The sequence below is a fragment of the Kitasatospora cinereorecta genome (assembly GCF_024172095.1).
In the GTDB taxonomy this organism is placed as follows: domain Bacteria; phylum Actinomycetota; class Actinomycetes; order Streptomycetales; family Streptomycetaceae; genus Kitasatospora; species Kitasatospora cinereorecta.
Map to the genome: position 1 here is coordinate 198,349 of NZ_JAMZDX010000005.1, position 15,673 is coordinate 214,021.

Here is a 15,673-nt window from a genome sequence, read left to right on the forward strand (position 1 = left end):
TCTCAGGCCGATCTCAAACGGCGGCCGTACGCTCCGCCTTCACCAGCTGCCGCGCTTGCACCGCGTAGAGGATGCCGGCCCACCAGTAGAGCGTGGTTCCCCACCAGATGAATGCCCAGCTCACGACGCCCGCAGTCCTCTGCACCCAACCCTGCCCCTGCGCGAGCAGGAGAAGCGGAAACGCGTACATCAGATTGAACGTGGCGGCCTTCCCCAGAAAGCTCACGTTCAGCGGACCGTAACCGACCCGATTCAGTCTCAGCAGCACGAGCCCGACGAACAGCTCACGCGCCACCAGAATCCCGGTCAGCCACCACGGCAGAATCTCGCGCCAGGTCAGACCCACCAGCGTCGAGACGATGTACAGCCGGTCCGCGGCCGGGTCCAGCAGCTGGCCCAGCCGGCTGATCTGCCCCCAGCGCCGCGCCAGCTTCCCGTCCAGATAGTCGCTGACCCCGCTGAGCATCAGGATGACGACCGCCCAGCCGTCGTTGTTCGGCCCGCCGAAGACCGGCCAGAGCACCAACCACAGGAAGATCGGCACGCCCGCCAGCCGAGCCATGCTCAGCAGGTTCGGGATGGTGAGGACCCGGTCGGTCTGGACGCGCGTCTCCTGGACCTCCACCTGAGGATCCTCCTGTAGCAAGCAACGGGTGTAGCGGATAGACCTTACAGCAAAGAAGCCCCCCACCCGCGAGGGTGAGGGGCTTCTCAGAAGAATTGTTCGGCGGCGTCCTACTCTCCCACAGGGTCCCCCCTGCAGTACCATCGGCGCTGTGAGGCTTAGCTTCCGGGTTCGGAATGTAACCGGGCGTTTCCCTCACGCTATGACCACCGAAACACTATGAAACTGTCGACCCGCCGGCAGGGCGGTCGTTGTTTCAGAACAACACAGTGGACGCGAGCAACTGAGGACAAGCCCTCGGCCTATTAGTACCGGTCAACTCCACCCCTCACGAGGCTTCCATATCCGGCCTATCAACCCAGTCGTCTACTGGGAGCCTTACCCTCTCAAGGAGGTGGGAGTGCTCATCTCGAAGCAGGCTTCCCGCTTAGATGCTTTCAGCGGTTATCCCTCCCGAACGTAGCCAACCAGCCATGCCCTTGGCAGAACAACTGGCACACCAGAGGTTCGTCCGTCCCGGTCCTCTCGTACTAGGGACAGCCCTTCTCAACACTCCTACGCGCACAGCGGATAGGGACCGAACTGTCTCACGACGTTCTAAACCCAGCTCGCGTACCGCTTTAATGGGCGAACAGCCCAACCCTTGGGACCTACTCCAGCCCCAGGATGCGACGAGCCGACATCGAGGTGCCAAACCATCCCGTCGATATGGACTCTTGGGGAAGATCAGCCTGTTATCCCCGGGGTACCTTTTATCCGTTGAGCGACGGCGCTTCCACAAGCCACCGCCGGATCACTAGTCCCTACTTTCGTACCTGCTCGACCCGTCAGTCTCACAGTCAAGCTCCCTTGTGCACTTACACTCAACACCTGATTGCCAACCAGGCTGAGGGAACCTTTGGGCGCCTCCGTTACTCTTTAGGAGGCAACCGCCCCAGTTAAACTACCCACCAGACACTGTCCCTGATCCGGATCACGGACCCAGGTTAGACATCCAGCACGACCAGAGTGGTATTTCAACGTCGACTCCACGACAACTGGCGTTGCCGCTTCACAGTCTCCCACCTATCCTACACAAGCCGAACCGAACACCAATATCAAGCTATAGTAAAGGTCCCGGGGTCTTTCCGTCCTGCTGCGCGAAACGAGCATCTTTACTCGTAATGCAATTTCACCGGGCCTGTGGTTGAGACAGTCGAGAAGTCGTTACGCCATTCGTGCAGGTCGGAACTTACCCGACAAGGAATTTCGCTACCTTAGGATGGTTATAGTTACCACCGCCGTTTACTGGCGCTTAAGTTCTCAGCTTCGCCACGACGAATCGTGACTAACCGGTCCCCTTAACGTTCCAGCACCGGGCAGGCGTCAGTCCGTATACATCGCCTTACGGCTTCGCACGGACCTGTGTTTTTAGTAAACAGTCGCTTCTCGCTGGTCTCTGCGGCCACCACCAGCTCGGGGAGCAAGTCCCGTCACCAGCAATGGCCCCCCTTCTCCCGAAGTTACGGGGGCATTTTGCCGAGTTCCTTAACCACAGTTCACCCGAACGCCTCGGTATTCTCTACCTGACCACCTGAGTCGGTTTGGGGTACGGGCCGCCATGAAACTCGCTAGAGGCTTTTCTCGACAGCATAGGATCATCCACTTCACCACAATCGGCTCGGCATCAGGTCTCAGCCTTCATGTGAGGCGGATTTGCCTACCTCACGGCCTACACCCTTACCCCGGGACTACCACCGCCCGGGCTGGACTACCTTCCTGCGTCACCCCATCGCTCACCTACTACCCCGTTGGGTCACCGGCTCCACCACGTCCCTTTGTCCGAAGACTCCGGGCCGGCTTCACGGGCTTAGCATCAGAGGGTTCAGCGTTGGCGCTTCAAAGCGGGTACGGGAATATCAACCCGTTGTCCATCGACTACGCCTGTCGGCCTCGCCTTAGGTCCCGACTTACCCTGGGCAGATCAGCTTGACCCAGGAACCCTTGGTCAATCGGCGCAAGAGTTTCCCACTCTTGTATCGCTACTCATGCCTGCATTCTCACTCGTGAACCGTCCACAACTCGATTCCTCGGCTGCTTCACCCGGCACACGACGCTCCCCTACCCATCACAGCGGGCGTTGGCCCTATTGCTGCAATGACACGACTTCGGTGATGTGCTTGAGCCCCGCTACATTGTCGGCGCGGAATCACTTGACCAGTGAGCTATTACGCACTCTTTCAAGGGTGGCTGCTTCTAAGCCAACCTCCTGGTTGTCTCTGCGACTCCACATCCTTTCCCACTTAGCACACGCTTGGGGACCTTAGTCGGTGTTCTGGGCTGTTTCCCTCTCGACCATGGAGCTTATCCCCCACAGTCTCACTGCCGCGCTCTCACTTACCGGCATTCGGAGTTTGGCTAAGGTCAGTAACCCGGTGAGGCCCATCGCCTATCCAGTGCTCTACCTCCGGCAAGAAACACGCGACGCTGCACCTAAATGCATTTCGGGGAGAACCAGCTATCACGGAGTTTGATTGGCCTTTCACCCCTAACCACAGGTCATCCCCCAGGTTTTCAACCCTGGTGGGTTCGGTCCTCCACGCGGTCTTACCCGCGCTTCAACCTGCCCATGGCTAGATCACTCCGCTTCGGGTCTTGGGCATGCAACTCAAACGCCCTATTCGGACTCGCTTTCGCTACGGCTACCCCACACGGGTTAACCTCGCTACACACCGCAAACTCGCAGGCTCATTCTTCAAAAGGCACGCAGTCACAGTCCGAAGGACTGCCCCCACGGCTTGTAGGCACACGGTTTCAGGTACTATTTCACTCCGCTCCCGCGGTACTTTTCACCATTCCCTCACGGTACTATCCGCTATCGGTCACCAGGGAATATTTAGGCTTAGCGGGTGGTCCCGCCAGATTCACACGGGATTTCTCGGGCCCCGTGCTACTTGGGAAATGAGCAAGCAAGCCGTACAGATTTCGTCTACGGGGGTCTTACCCTCTACGCCGGACCTTTCGCATGTCCTTCGACTATCCATACGGTTTCTGACTCGCCGACCGGCCGGCAGACCGATCAAGCTCACTCCCACGACCCCCAAGTGGCAACCCCTGCCGGGTCTCACACCACTCGGGTTTAGCCTCATCCGGTTTCGCTCGCCACTACTCCCGGAATCACGGTTGTTTTCTCTTCCTGCGGGTACTGAGATGTTTCACTTCCCCGCGTTCCCTCCACATACCCTATGTGTTCAGGTATGGGTGACAGCCCATGACGACTGCCGGGTTTCCCCATTCGGACACCCCCGGATCAAAGCTCGGTTGACAGCTCCCCGGGGCCTATCGCGGCCTCCCACGTCCTTCATCGGTTCCTGGTGCCAAGGCATCCACCGTGCGCCCTTAAAAACTTGGCCACAGATGCTCGCGTCCACTGTGCAGTTCTCAAACAACGACCAGACACCCACCCGAACAGGCATGGGACCGGCACTCCATGAGGCAACTTCCGTTCCCTCAGGACCCAACAACGTGCCCGACACACCAAGCGGTGACCCACGTTCCACGCCGAAGCAGTACTAGTGATCCCTACCGAGTGTGCCGAATAGTCAACGTTCCACCCATGAGCAAGCACTCCGGGACATTCGCCCGAAGCTGCCGTGTGCTCCTTAGAAAGGAGGTGATCCAGCCGCACCTTCCGGTACGGCTACCTTGTTACGACTTCGTCCCAATCGCTGGTCCCACCTTCGACGGCTCCTCCCCTTACGGGTTAGGCCACCGGCTTCGGGTGTTACCGACTTTCGTGACGTGACGGGCGGTGTGTACAAGGCCCGGGAACGTATTCACCGCAGCATGCTGATCTGCGATTACTAGCAACTCCAACTTCATGGGGTCGAGTTGCAGACCCCAATCCGAACTGAGGCCGGCTTTTTGGGATTCGCTCCGCCTCGCGGCATCGCAGCCCTTTGTACCGACCATTGTAGCACGTGTGCAGCCCAAGACATAAGGGGCATGATGATTTGACGTCGTCCCCACCTTCCTCCGAGTTGACCCCGGCAGTCTCCTGTGAGTCCCCGACATTACTCGCTGGCAACACAGAACAAGGGTTGCGCTCGTTGCGGGACTTAACCCAACATCTCACGACACGAGCTGACGACAACCATGCACCACCTGTACACCGACCACAAGGGGGCTGATATCTCTACCAGTTTCCGGCGTATGTCAAGCCTTGGTAAGGTTCTTCGCGTTGCGTCGAATTAAGCCACATGCTCCGCTGCTTGTGCGGGCCCCCGTCAATTCCTTTGAGTTTTAGCCTTGCGGCCGTACTCCCCAGGCGGGGAACTTAATGCGTTAGCTGCGGCACCGACGACGTGGAATGTCGCCAACACCTAGTTCCCAACGTTTACGGCGTGGACTACCAGGGTATCTAATCCTGTTCGCTCCCCACGCTTTCGCTCCTCAGCGTCAGTAATGGCCCAGAGATCCGCCTTCGCCACCGGTGTTCCTCCTGATATCTGCGCATTTCACCGCTACACCAGGAATTCCGATCTCCCCTACCACACTCTAGCCTGCCCGTATCGAATGCAGACCCGGGGTTAAGCCCCGGGCTTTCACATCCGACGCGACAGGCCGCCTACGAGCTCTTTACGCCCAATAATTCCGGACAACGCTCGCACCCTACGTATTACCGCGGCTGCTGGCACGTAGTTAGCCGGTGCTTCTTCTGCAGGTACCGTCACTTGCGCTTCTTCCCTGCTGAAAGAGGTTTACAACCCGAAGGCCGTCATCCCTCACGCGGCGTCGCTGCATCAGGCTTTCGCCCATTGTGCAATATTCCCCACTGCTGCCTCCCGTAGGAGTCTGGGCCGTGTCTCAGTCCCAGTGTGGCCGGTCGCCCTCTCAGGCCGGCTACCCGTCGTCGCCTTGGTAGGCCATTACCCCACCAACAAGCTGATAGGCCGCGGGATCATCCTGCACCGCCGGAGCTTTCCACCAACCCCCATGCAGAGGAAGGTCATATCCGGTATTAGACCTCGTTTCCAAGGCTTGTCCCAGAGTGCAGGGCAGATTTCCCACGTGTTACTCACCCGTTCGCCACTGATCCACCCCGAAGGGCTTCACCGTTCGACTTGCATGTGTTAAGCACGCCGCCAGCGTTCGTCCTGAGCCAGGATCAAACTCTCCGTGAATGTCAACCCGTAATCGGGTCCACACCCGCGAAAGAGCGGCACGGCAACCACCGGAATAGGGCGGCCCCGCGCACTGCGTCCTCGCTAGTGTTATTTCAAAAGGAATCTCCAACCCCAGAAAATCCGAGGCCGGGGATGTCAACATATCTGGCGTTGACTTTTGGCACGCTGTTGAGTTCTCAAGGAACGGACACTTCCTTCGGACCGCCTTCCAGCGGGCCCTCTGGGCGCTTCGTTCGTGATTCGAGCTTATCAGACCATTTACCCGGCGTTGACCGGTGCTTTACGTGTCCGACTTGCTCTGTTAACCGCCGACTCGCGGCGACCTGAGCAACGATAGCGGGTTCGCGGCCGAGCACCTAATCGGGGCACGCCGGGGTTCACCCGGGTGGGCGTACGCAGGGCGTCCCACCTGCGGGGCGGGGCGTCGCCGCCACTCGGCCGGATGCCGTAGAGTGCGGCGCGTCGACCAAGAGGACTAGACCACTTGCGGGACCGTGACCCTGTCGCCGACGTGCGGACGGGTCGGTGCGTACACGTGCGTGTGCGCGGAGCGCCGGCGCGCTCGGTCGAGGGCTGCGGGCGGCATGTCCGGGTATGTCCGAAGTTGACATGATTTAGGCTCAGTCGATGCACGGGCCGCCTACCGCGGCCGCACGCGCTGTACTCCGTACCTGGGAGGCTCCACCATGACCACTGTGACGTCGCCGCTCGCCGGTCGGGCCATCGGACTCGCCGCTGTGCCGGACCCCGTCTTCTCCGGCGCCATGGTGGGCCCCGGGACCGCGATCGACCCGGTGCGCGAGCCCACCGAGGCAGTGGCCCCGGTGGACGGTCTGGTGGTGTCGATGCACCCGCACGCCTTCGTCGTCATGGACGAGAGCGGCCACGGCGTCCTCACCCACCTGGGGATCGACACCGTCCAGCTGAACGGCGAGGGCTTCGAGCTGCTGGTCGCCAAGGGCGACCAGGTCAAGCGGGGCCAGCCGGTGATCAAGTGGAACCCGGCCGCGGTCGAGGCGGCGGGCAAGTCGCCGATCTCGCCGATCGTCGCCCTGGAGGCGTCCGCCGACCAGCTCGGCGCGGTCGCCGAGTCGGGCGAGGTCGCCACCGGCGGCGAGCTGTTCATCTGGAACTGACGGAACCGACCGGACGCCACCGCCGAGGACCGGCACCGCACCGAGGACATAAGGAATTTCGGACGATGGAACGCACGCTGCGAGGCGTAGGTGTCAGCCACGGGGTCGCGATCGGCCAGGTTCGGCACATGGGTACGGCGGTGCTGGAGCCGCCGGCGACGCAGATCCCGAGCGAGGACGCGCCGCGCGAGCAGGCCCGGGCCCAGGCGGCGGTCGACGCGGTCGCGGCGGACCTGATCGCGCGCGGCAACCTGGCCGGCGGTGAGGCGCAGGCGGTGCTCGAGGCGCAGGCGCTGATGGCGCAGGACCCGGAGCTGATCGCCGACGTCAACCGGCGGATCGCGGTCGGCAGCAGTGCCGAGCGCGGGGTGTACGACGCCTTCGCGGCGTACCGGGCGCTGCTGGCGTCGGCGGGCGAGTACCTGGCCGGGCGGGTGGCCGACCTGGACGACGTACGGAACCGGATCGTGGCGCGGCTGCTGGGCGTGCCGATGCCGGGCGTGCCGGACAGCGACGAGCCGTACGTGCTGTTCGCGCGGGACCTGGCGCCGGCCGACACCGCGCTGCTGGACCCGACCCTGGTGCTGGGCTTCGTGACCGAGGAGGGCGGGCCGACCAGCCACAGCGCGATCCTGGCGCGGGCGATGGGCGTGCCGGCCGTGGTGGCGCTGCCGGGGGCGACCGAGGTCGGCGAGGGTGTCGTGGTGGCGGTCGACGGGTCGACCGGTGACGTCCTGCTGGAGCCTTCGCCGGAGCGGCAGGAGGAGCTGCGCGCCGTGGCGGCGGAGCGGAAGGCGGCGCTGGCCGCGTCGTCCGGTCCGGGCCGGACCTCGGACGGCTTCAGGATTCCGCTGCTGGCCAACATCGGCGGTCCGGCGGACCTGCCGGCGGCGCTGGAGCACGGTGCGGAGGGCGTGGGCCTGTTCCGGACCGAGTTCCTGTTCCTGGACGACTCGGCGAAGGCGCCGAGCGAGGACAAGCAGGTCGAGGCGTACCGGAAGGTGCTGGAGGCGTTCCCGGAGAGCCGGGTGGTGGTGCGCGTGCTGGACGCGGGCGCCGACAAGCCGCTGGACTTCCTCACACCGGCGGACGAACCGAACCCGGCGCTGGGTGTGCGCGGTCTGCGGACGCTGCTGAACCACCCGGAGGTGCTGCGGACGCAGCTGCGGGCGCTGGCGCGGGCGGCCGAGGGGCTGCCGGTGCACCTCGAGGTGATGGCGCCGATGGTGGCCGACCGGGTCGACGCGCGGGCGTTCGCCGCGGCGTGCCGGGAGGCCGGGCTGCGGGCCAAGTACGGCGCGATGGTGGAGATCCCGTCCGCCGCGCTGCGGGCGCGGTCGATCCTGCAGGAGGTGGAGTTCCTGTCGCTGGGCACCAACGACCTGGCGCAGTACACCTTCGCGGCGGACCGGCAGGTGGGTGCGCTGGCGCGGCTGCAGGACCCGTGGCAGCCGGCGCTGCTGGATCTGGTCGCCTCGGCGGCGGATGCCGCGAAGGCGGCGGGGAGCAGCTGCGGGGTCTGCGGTGAGGCGGCGTCGGATCCGCTGCTGGCGTGCGTGCTGGCGGGTCTCGGGGTGACCAGCCTGTCGATGGGCTCGGCGTCGATCCCGTACGTGCGGGCGACGCTGGCGAAGTACACGCTGGCGCAGTGCCGGCGGGCGGCGGAGGCGGCCCGGGCGGCGGACACCGCGGACGAGGCGCGGGCCGCGGCGCAGCAGGTGCTGTCGGGCGAGTAGGGCGAGTGGAGCGAGTGGGCCGTACGGGCCGGCTCGGTCCGAGCAAGGGACTCCCGAGGGGTCCGGTTCCACCGTGGGGGGTGGAACCGGACCCCTCGGGTCGTTCGCTCAGGCGCGGCGCTCGCGGCCGAGTTCGGCGAAGAAGCGCAGGTGGTCGAGGTTGTCGACGGATCCGGGGTTGACCGCCTGCTCCAGCGGAGTGCCGGAGAGCAGGCGCTTGACCGGGACCTCGATGCGCTTGCCGGTGAGGGTGTGCGGGAGGCCCTTGACCGCGATCACCTCGTCGGGGACGTGGCGCGGGGAGAGTTCGGTGCGCAGCGAGGTGCGGATGCGGCCGATCAGGTCCTCGTCGAGGGCGGCGCCGGGGGTGAGGACGACGAACAGCGGCATCCAGTAGCCGCCGTTGTCCTCCTCCAGGCCGATGACCAGGGACTCGGCGATCTCCGGGAGGCGTTCGACGACCTCGTAGATGTCGCTGGAGCCCATCCGGACGCCCTGGCGGTTGAGGGTGGAGTCGGAGCGGCCGTGGATGATCACGGTGCCGCGGTGGGTGACGGTGATCCAGTCGCCGTGGCGCCAGGTGCCCGGGAACATCTCGAAGTAGCTGTCCCGGTAGCGGCTGCCGTCGCTGTCGTTCCAGAAGCCGGTGGGCATGGAGGGCAGCGGCTTGGTGACGACCAGTTCGCCGACGGCGTCGGTGAGCGGGGCGCCGTGAACGTCCCAGGACTCGACGGCGGCGCCGAGGCAGGGTGCCTGGATCTCGCCGAGGTGGACCGGGAGGGTGGGGACGCCGCCGACGAAGCAGGAGCAGACGTCGGTGCCGCCGCTGACCGAGGCGAGCCAGACGTCGTGCTTGACCTCGTCGTAGATCCACTGGAAGCCGTCGGGCGGGAGCGGGGAGCCGGTGGTGCCGATGCAGCGGACGGCGGAGAGGTCGAGGTCGCGTCCGGGGTGCAGGTCCGCCTTGCGGCTGGCGATCACGTAGGCGGCGGAGGTGCCGAGGATCGTGGCGCGGGTGCGGGCGGCGACCGACCAGAGGGCGCCGGTGTCGGGGTGGCCGGGGCTGCCGTCGTAGGTGACGATCGTGGCCCCGACCAGCAGGCCGGCGATGAGGAAGTTCCACATCATCCAGCCGGTGGAGGTGTACCAGAGGAAGCGGTCCTCGGGGCCGAGGTCGAGGTGGAGGCCGGCCTGCTTGAGGTGCTCGACCAGGATGCCGCCCTGGCTCTGCACGATGGCCTTGGGCAGGCCGGTGGTGCCGGAGGAGTAGAGCACCCAGAGCGGGTGGTCGAACGGGACGGGTTCGAAGACCGGCTCGGTGTCGCCGGCGACCAGGTCGTCCCAGTGCAGGGCGCCGTCGGGGGCGGGGGCGCCGAGCAGCGGGACGTGGACGACCGTGCGCAGGGTGGGGAGTTCGCGGCGCAGCTCGGCGACGACCTCGGTGCGGTCGTGGTCCTTGCCGCCGTAGTGGTAGCCGTCGACCGCGAACAGGACGGCGGGCTCGATCTGCTGGAGGCGGTCCAGGACGCTGCGGGCGCCGAAGTCGGGGGCGCAGCTGGTCCAGATCGCGCCGACGGCGGCGGTGGCGAGGAGGGCGACGGCGGCCTGCGGGATGTTCGGCAGGTAGGCGCCGACGCGGTCGCCGGGGCCGATGCCCTGGGCGCGCAGGGCGGCGGCGAGCGAGCCGACCTGGCGGCGCAGCTCGGCCCAGGTGGTGGCGACCGGGGTCTCGGTGGTCTCGTCGAGGTGGAGGATGGCCGGCTTGTCGGCGTGGGCCGGGTCCTCGGCGTACCGGAGGGCGTGCTCGGCGTAGTTGAGGCGGACGCCGGGGTACCAGACGGCGCCGGGCATGGCGGCGTCGGCCAGGACGGTGGTGGGCCGCTGGACTCGGTCCGCGGTGCCGTCCTCGCCGGTGAAGCGGACGTCGAACCACTCGGTGACGGCGGTCCAGAAGCGGGAGAGGTCCTCGGTGGACCAGCGGTGGAGGTCGGCGTAGCGGGCGGCGGCCTCGGTGTCGTCGGCGGTGGGCGCGAGCGGAGCGGCGGGGGCGCCGTGGTGCTCGGCGGCCCAGGCCTGGAAGGCGACGAGCTGGGTGGCGGCGGCGCGGGCCGGATCGGGCCGCCAGAGCGGCTGGTCCTGGGGGGACGAAGGGGTGCTCACGGTGGTGGGTCTCCCGGGCCGGTGGTGAAGGGGACGGTGGGCTTGTGGCGTGCCGTCCGAGGGCTCTGACGCTGGCACGATGCCATGTGATCGTCCGGCGCGCCAGGGGGCTCCGGTCCGGCGGTGGGGTGCCGGCGGCCCGGCGGTGGGATGTCGCGGGCCCGGCAGCGGGGTGTCGCCGGTCTGGCGGTGGGATGTCGCAGGCCTGGCGGTGGGGTGCCGGCGGTGATAGGACGTCTGGCATGCACTCGACGTACGACGTGGTGATCGTGGGCGGCGGGCACAACGGACTGGTGTCCGCCGCGTATCTGGCCGGGGCCGGGCTGAGCGTCCTGGTCCTGGAACGGCTCGGGCACACCGGCGGGGCGGCGGTCTCCGCCCGGGCCTTCCCGGGCGTGGAGGCGCGGCTGTCCCGGTATTCCTATCTGGTGAGCCTGCTGCCGCGGCGGATCGTGGACGAGCTGGGCCTGAAGATCGAGCTGCGCCGGCGGCGGATCTCCTCGTACACCCCGGTGGTGCGCGAGGGGCGGCCGGGCGGGCTGCTGGTGGACCGGGTCGACCCGGCTCGGACCGCCGCGTCCTTCCGTGAACTGACCGGCGGCGACGCGGAGTTCGCCGCCTGGAACGAGTTCTACGGGATGACCGGGCGGCTCGCCGAACGGATCTTCCCCGCACTGACCGAACCGCTGCCCACCCGGGAGGAGCTGCGGCGGCGGGTGGATGACCCGGTGGCCTGGGAGGAGCTGTTCGAACGGCCGCTCGGCGAGGCGGTGGAACGACGCTTCGCCGACGACGTGGTCCGCGGCGTGGTCCTCACCGACGCGCTGATCGGCACCTTCACGCACGCGCACGACCCCTCGCTGGCACAGAACCGGTGCTTCCTCTACCACGTGATCGGGGGCGGCACCGGCGACTGGGACGTACCGGTCGGCGGCATGGGCGCCGTCACCGACGCGCTGGCCGGGGCGGCCCTGGCCAGCGGTGCGGAATTGCTCACCGGCTGCGAGGTGACCGCGCTCGACCCGGGACGGGAGGTGTCGGAGGTCGCGTACCGGACCGCGGACGGGACCGAGCGGCGCGTCGGGGCGCGCTGGGTGCTGTGCAACGCGGCCCCCACCGAGCTGGACCGGCTGCTCGGGCGGCCCGCACCGGCCGAGCCGGTGATCGGCGCGCAGCTGAAGGTCAACATGCTGCTGCGCCGGCTGCCCCGGCTGCGCGACCGCTCGGTCGCGGCGCACGAGGCGTTCGCCGGGACCTTCCACATCGCCGAGTCGTACCGCGAGCTCGAACACGCCTACCGCGAGGCGGCGGCCGGGCGGGTGCCGGTGCCCGGACCGTCCGAGATCTACTGCCACTCGCTGGCCGACCCGTCGATCCTCGGCCCGTCGCTGGTCGAGCAGGGGTTCCACACCCTGACCCTGTTCGGGCTGCACCAGCCGGCCGGACTGTTCGCCACCGATCCCGAACGGGTCCGCGCCGAGGCACTGGAAGCCGTCCTCGCCCCGCTGCGCGCCTGCCTCGACGAGCCGCTGGAGGACTGCCTCGCCCTCGACGGCGACGGGCGGCCCTGCCTGGAGGCCAAGACCCCGCTCGACCTGGAGGCCGACCTGCGGTTGCCCGGCGGCAACATCTTCCACCGGGAGCTGGCCTTCCCCTGGACCGCCGACCCGGCCGCCGACCGCTGGGGGGTGGCGACCTCGCACCCGCGCGTCCTGCTGTGCGGCGCGGGCGCGATCCGCGGCGGCGGGGTCAGCGGCATCCCGGGGCACAACGCGGCGATGGCGGTACTGGGACGGTAGCCGGGACGGGACGGGACGGGATCGGCCGGACCGGTCGGCGGTCATCCCCGCTCGTCGGGGACGACCGCGTACGCCTCGATCTCCAGCAGCAGGCCGGGCAGGAACAGGCCCGCCACCTGGACGGCGGAGCTGGCCGGGGCGTGCTTCGGGTCGAGCGCCTCGTCCCAGGCGGTGCGGACGCCCGGCAGGTGGGCGATGTCGGTGACGAAGATGGTCAGCTTGGTCAGGTGCTCGAAGCCCGCGCCGGCGGCCGCCAGGCAGCGGCCGATGTTGGCGAACACCTGGCGGGCCTGCGCCACGGCGTCGCCCTCGCCGACCAGGGCGCCGCTCTCGTCGAGGGCGACCTGTCCCGCGACAAAGACCTGGCGGCCGGTGGCGGACACCACGTGGCTGTAGCGGGTGCTGGGCGCGACGCCGGCGGGATCGGCGATGCGGGTGGTCTGGTCGGACAAGGCACTCCCCCAAGTGGTGACACGAAGGTCTGTTGATCGGGTCAGGGCTGCCGGAACTCGCCGTTGAACCAGGACCGGGCCACCCGGGTGTGGAACGGGAACGCGAGCGGGGTGTCGACGGTGGCGAGCTGCCAGCCGTCCGTCTCCTCGGTGGGGGTGGACGGCGGCAGGTCGGCCAGCTCGCGGGCCGGGAGCAGAGCGAACAGGCAGAGGAAACCGCCCCGGGTGTCGGAGTCGGTGGCGACCAGCGAGACCTCCGCCGGGTCGGCCAGGATGCCGGTCTCCTCGCGCAGCTCGCGGACGGCCGCCTGCTGCCAGCTCTCGCCGTAGTCGACGTACCCGCCGGGCAGGGCGAGCTCGCCGTAGCCGGGCTCGATGGTGCGGCGGATGACCGTGAGACGGGTCTCGCCCTCGGGCAGGTTGACCGGCAGCAGGGCGACGGTGACCGGCAGCGGGTTGCGGTAGCTGATCTCGGCGCAGCCCGGGCAGGTCCGCGGCCAGCCGACGGTGCCGGGCGGGTACGCCGTCCCGCACCAGTGGCAGTGGGAGTTGGGTCCGAGGCCGCGCCGGGTCGCCTGCTGGGTGGTCATGGGGTGGATGGTAGTCCGCGCGGCGCGGCGGCGGGCGGGATCGGGACCGACTCCGGGCCGCTCATCGACAACGACTCCTGGTGGATCAGCCTCCGTCGGGTGCGGGGCGGAGCAGGGGCGGGTGGAGGCGGGTGGCGTCGCCGAGGCGGTAGCGGCGGGCGCGGGGGCCGCCGCGGGGGCTGCCGTGGGGGGTGGTGTCGCCGGTGGGCCGGAGGAAGCCGGGGACGGAGAGCACCTTGCGGTGGAAGTTGCCGGGGTGGAGGGGGTCGCCCCAGACGCTCTCGTAGACGGCGCGCAGCTCGGGGATGGTGAAGTCGGGGCCGAGGAAGGCGGCGGCGAGCGGGGTGTACTCGAGTTTGGCGCGGGCCCGGTCGAGGGCGTCGGCGAGGATCCGGGCGTGGTCGAAGGCGAGCGCGGCGGGGTCGAGGGTGTCGACGGGGTGCCAGGCGGCGGCCGCGGCGTCACTGCCGGCCTGCGGGTCGGGCAGGTCGGGGGCGAAGGCGAGGTGGGCGACGGAGACGACGTGCATCCGCGGGTCGCGGTCGGGGGCGCCGTAGCTGCCGAGTTGTTCGAGGTGGACGCGGGGCAGTTCGGTGAGGCCGGTCTCCTCGGCGAGTTCGCGGGCGGCGGCCGTGGCGAGGTCCTCGCGGCCGGCGCGGAGGAAGCCGCCGGGCAGCGCGAGGCGGCCCAGGTGGGGCGGGGTGCCGCGTTCGACCAGCAGGACGTGGAGCGTGCCGTGACGGAGGGTCAGGGCGACCACGTCGACGGTGACGGCGACGGGCGGGTACTCGCGGGGGTCGTACGCGGCGAGCCAGTCCTGCTCGTCGCCGGGCGCGGAGAGTGACATCGCGGGGCTCCTGGGTGAGGCTCGGGGTGGCAGCAACGTAGCGCACCGTGCCGCGGATGCCGGTACCTCCGGTTAACCCGACAAGGAGGAAGGCACCGCTGCGGCGGGCGCTGCCGGGCCTGGTGACCAGGGGCTCGGCGGATGCGGCGGGCCCGTTTGGTGTCAGCGGCCTAGAGTGCAAGGCAGTGCCGTCGTACCGCTGGGAGGCAGCCGTGGCCGCCGTCGACTTCGCCGCCGCGCTGGCGGGTGGGCCGCTGGTGCTGGACGGGGGGCTGTCGAACCAGTTGGAGGCGGAGGGGCATGACCTGTCGGATGCGCTGTGGTCGGCGCGGCTGCTGATGGAGGGGCCGGAGGCGCTCGTCGAGGCGCACCGGACGTACTACGAGGCGGGCGCCCGGGTGGCGATCACGGCGAGCTACCAGGCGAGCTTCGAGGGGTTCGCGCTGCGCGGGGCGGGGCGGGCGACGGCGGAGCGGCTGCTGGGGCTGAGCGTGGAGCTGGCCCGGCAGGCGGCGGAGGAGGCGGAGGCGGCCGGGCCGCTGTGGGTGGCGGCGTCGGTCGGGCCGTACGGGGCGGTGCTGGCGGACGGGTCGGAGTACCGGGGGCGGTATGGCCTGAGCATGGCGGAGCTGGAAGCGTTCCACCGGCCGCGGCTGGAGGCGCTGGTCGCGGCCGGGCCGGACGTGCTGGCGATCGAGACGATCCCGGACGTGGACGAGGCCCTGGCGGTGCTGCGGGCGGTGCGCGGGCTGGGGGTACCGGCGTGGCTGTCGTTCAGTGCGGCGGGCGGGCGGACCCGGGCGGGGCAGCCGTTGGACGAGGCGTTCGCGCTGGCCGCGGACGCGGACGAGGTGGTGGCGGTCGGGGTGAACTGCTGCGTGCCCGGGGACGCGGACGCCGCGGTGCGGTCGGCCGCGGCGGCGGGCGGCAAGCCGGTGGTGGTGTACCCGAACAGCGGGGAGCGGTGGGACGCGGTGGCCCGGCGCTGGGTGGGCGAGCCGACGTTCCGGGCCGACCGAGTGGCGGGGTGGCTGGCGGACGGGGCGCGGCTGGTCGGCGGGTGCTGCCGGGTCGGGCCGGCGGCGATCGCCGAGCTGGCGCGGGTGGTGCGGGGCAGCTGAGCGCGCAAGCGCGGCGCCCCGGTTTGGTTTCCGGAACGGCCT

The 15,673-nt window shown here is 68.4% G+C and carries 9 protein-coding genes and 3 rRNA genes; 4 read left to right on the forward strand and 8 right to left on the reverse strand.

Annotation, left to right across the window (positions count from 1 at the left end; all coding sequences use genetic code 11):
• Positions 1 to 13: 13 nt before the first annotated feature.
• From FHR36_RS26555 to FHR36_RS26570, 4 genes are all read right to left on the reverse strand, one after another.
• Positions 14 to 625: a cardiolipin synthase ClsA gene (locus FHR36_RS26555; RefSeq protein ID WP_253801045.1), complete on the reverse strand. Its 612-nt coding sequence runs from the start codon at positions 623 to 625 to the stop codon at positions 14 to 16.
• Positions 626 to 722: 97 nt separating this feature from the next.
• Positions 723 to 839: ribosomal RNA gene (gene rrf, locus FHR36_RS26560) — 5S ribosomal RNA — on the reverse strand.
• 71 nt (positions 840 to 910) lie between these two features.
• Positions 911 to 4,017: ribosomal RNA gene (locus FHR36_RS26565) — 23S ribosomal RNA — on the reverse strand.
• 253 nt (positions 4,018 to 4,270) lie between these two features.
• Positions 4,271 to 5,787 (reverse strand): 16S ribosomal RNA (locus FHR36_RS26570).
• Together the 16S, 23S and 5S rRNA genes form the textbook arrangement of a ribosomal RNA operon.
• A gap of 689 nt (positions 5,788 to 6,476) precedes the next feature.
• Between FHR36_RS26570 and FHR36_RS26575 the strand changes: the two genes are divergently transcribed.
• Both FHR36_RS26575 and ptsP read left to right on the forward strand, forming a co-directional pair.
• A complete protein-coding gene (locus FHR36_RS26575) occupies positions 6,477 to 6,926 on the forward strand; it encodes a PTS sugar transporter subunit IIA (protein ID WP_253801047.1) in 450 nt (149 codons plus the stop codon).
• A gap of 65 nt (positions 6,927 to 6,991) precedes the next feature.
• On the forward strand, positions 6,992 to 8,662 hold the full coding sequence (ptsP, locus tag FHR36_RS26580; RefSeq protein WP_253801050.1) for a phosphoenolpyruvate--protein phosphotransferase: 1,671 nt from the start codon (positions 6,992 to 6,994) through the stop codon (positions 8,660 to 8,662).
• A gap of 108 nt (positions 8,663 to 8,770) precedes the next feature.
• Here ptsP and FHR36_RS26585 read toward each other — a convergent pair whose 3' ends face one another.
• Positions 8,771 to 10,822 (reverse strand): acetoacetate--CoA ligase, encoded by a 2,052-nt coding sequence (locus tag FHR36_RS26585; protein WP_253801052.1) that lies wholly within the window; start codon positions 10,820 to 10,822, stop codon positions 8,771 to 8,773.
• A 242-nt stretch (positions 10,823 to 11,064) separates the two neighbouring features.
• On the opposite strand from FHR36_RS26585, the gene FHR36_RS26590 reads away from it, so the two are divergent.
• The gene (locus FHR36_RS26590; protein ID WP_253801054.1) at positions 11,065 to 12,621 is read left to right on the forward strand and encodes a phytoene desaturase family protein; all 1,557 of its coding nucleotides are present in this window, start codon (positions 11,065 to 11,067) and stop codon (positions 12,619 to 12,621) included.
• 41 nt (positions 12,622 to 12,662) lie between these two features.
• Here FHR36_RS26590 and FHR36_RS26595 read toward each other — a convergent pair whose 3' ends face one another.
• The 3 genes from FHR36_RS26595 to FHR36_RS26605 all read right to left on the reverse strand — a co-directional run bounded on the left by FHR36_RS26595 (position 12,663) and on the right by FHR36_RS26605 (position 14,510).
• The gene (locus FHR36_RS26595) at positions 12,663 to 13,073 is read right to left on the reverse strand and encodes a RidA family protein (protein ID WP_253801057.1); all 411 of its coding nucleotides are present in this window, start codon (positions 13,071 to 13,073) and stop codon (positions 12,663 to 12,665) included.
• Between the two features lie 41 nt (positions 13,074 to 13,114).
• Positions 13,115 to 13,663 carry an NUDIX domain-containing protein gene (locus tag FHR36_RS26600; RefSeq protein ID WP_253801059.1) on the reverse strand — a complete coding sequence of 183 codons (549 nt, stop codon included), beginning with the start codon at positions 13,661 to 13,663 and terminating at the stop codon, positions 13,115 to 13,117.
• An 85-nt stretch (positions 13,664 to 13,748) separates the two neighbouring features.
• Positions 13,749 to 14,510 (reverse strand): NUDIX hydrolase, encoded by a 762-nt coding sequence (locus FHR36_RS26605; protein WP_253801061.1) that lies wholly within the window; start codon positions 14,508 to 14,510, stop codon positions 13,749 to 13,751.
• A gap of 185 nt (positions 14,511 to 14,695) precedes the next feature.
• On the opposite strand from FHR36_RS26605, the gene mmuM reads away from it, so the two are divergent.
• Positions 14,696 to 15,631, forward strand: a complete 936-nt coding sequence (mmuM, locus tag FHR36_RS26610; RefSeq protein ID WP_253801063.1) for a homocysteine S-methyltransferase — start codon at positions 14,696 to 14,698, stop codon at positions 15,629 to 15,631.
• Positions 15,632 to 15,673: the final 42 nt, after the last annotated feature.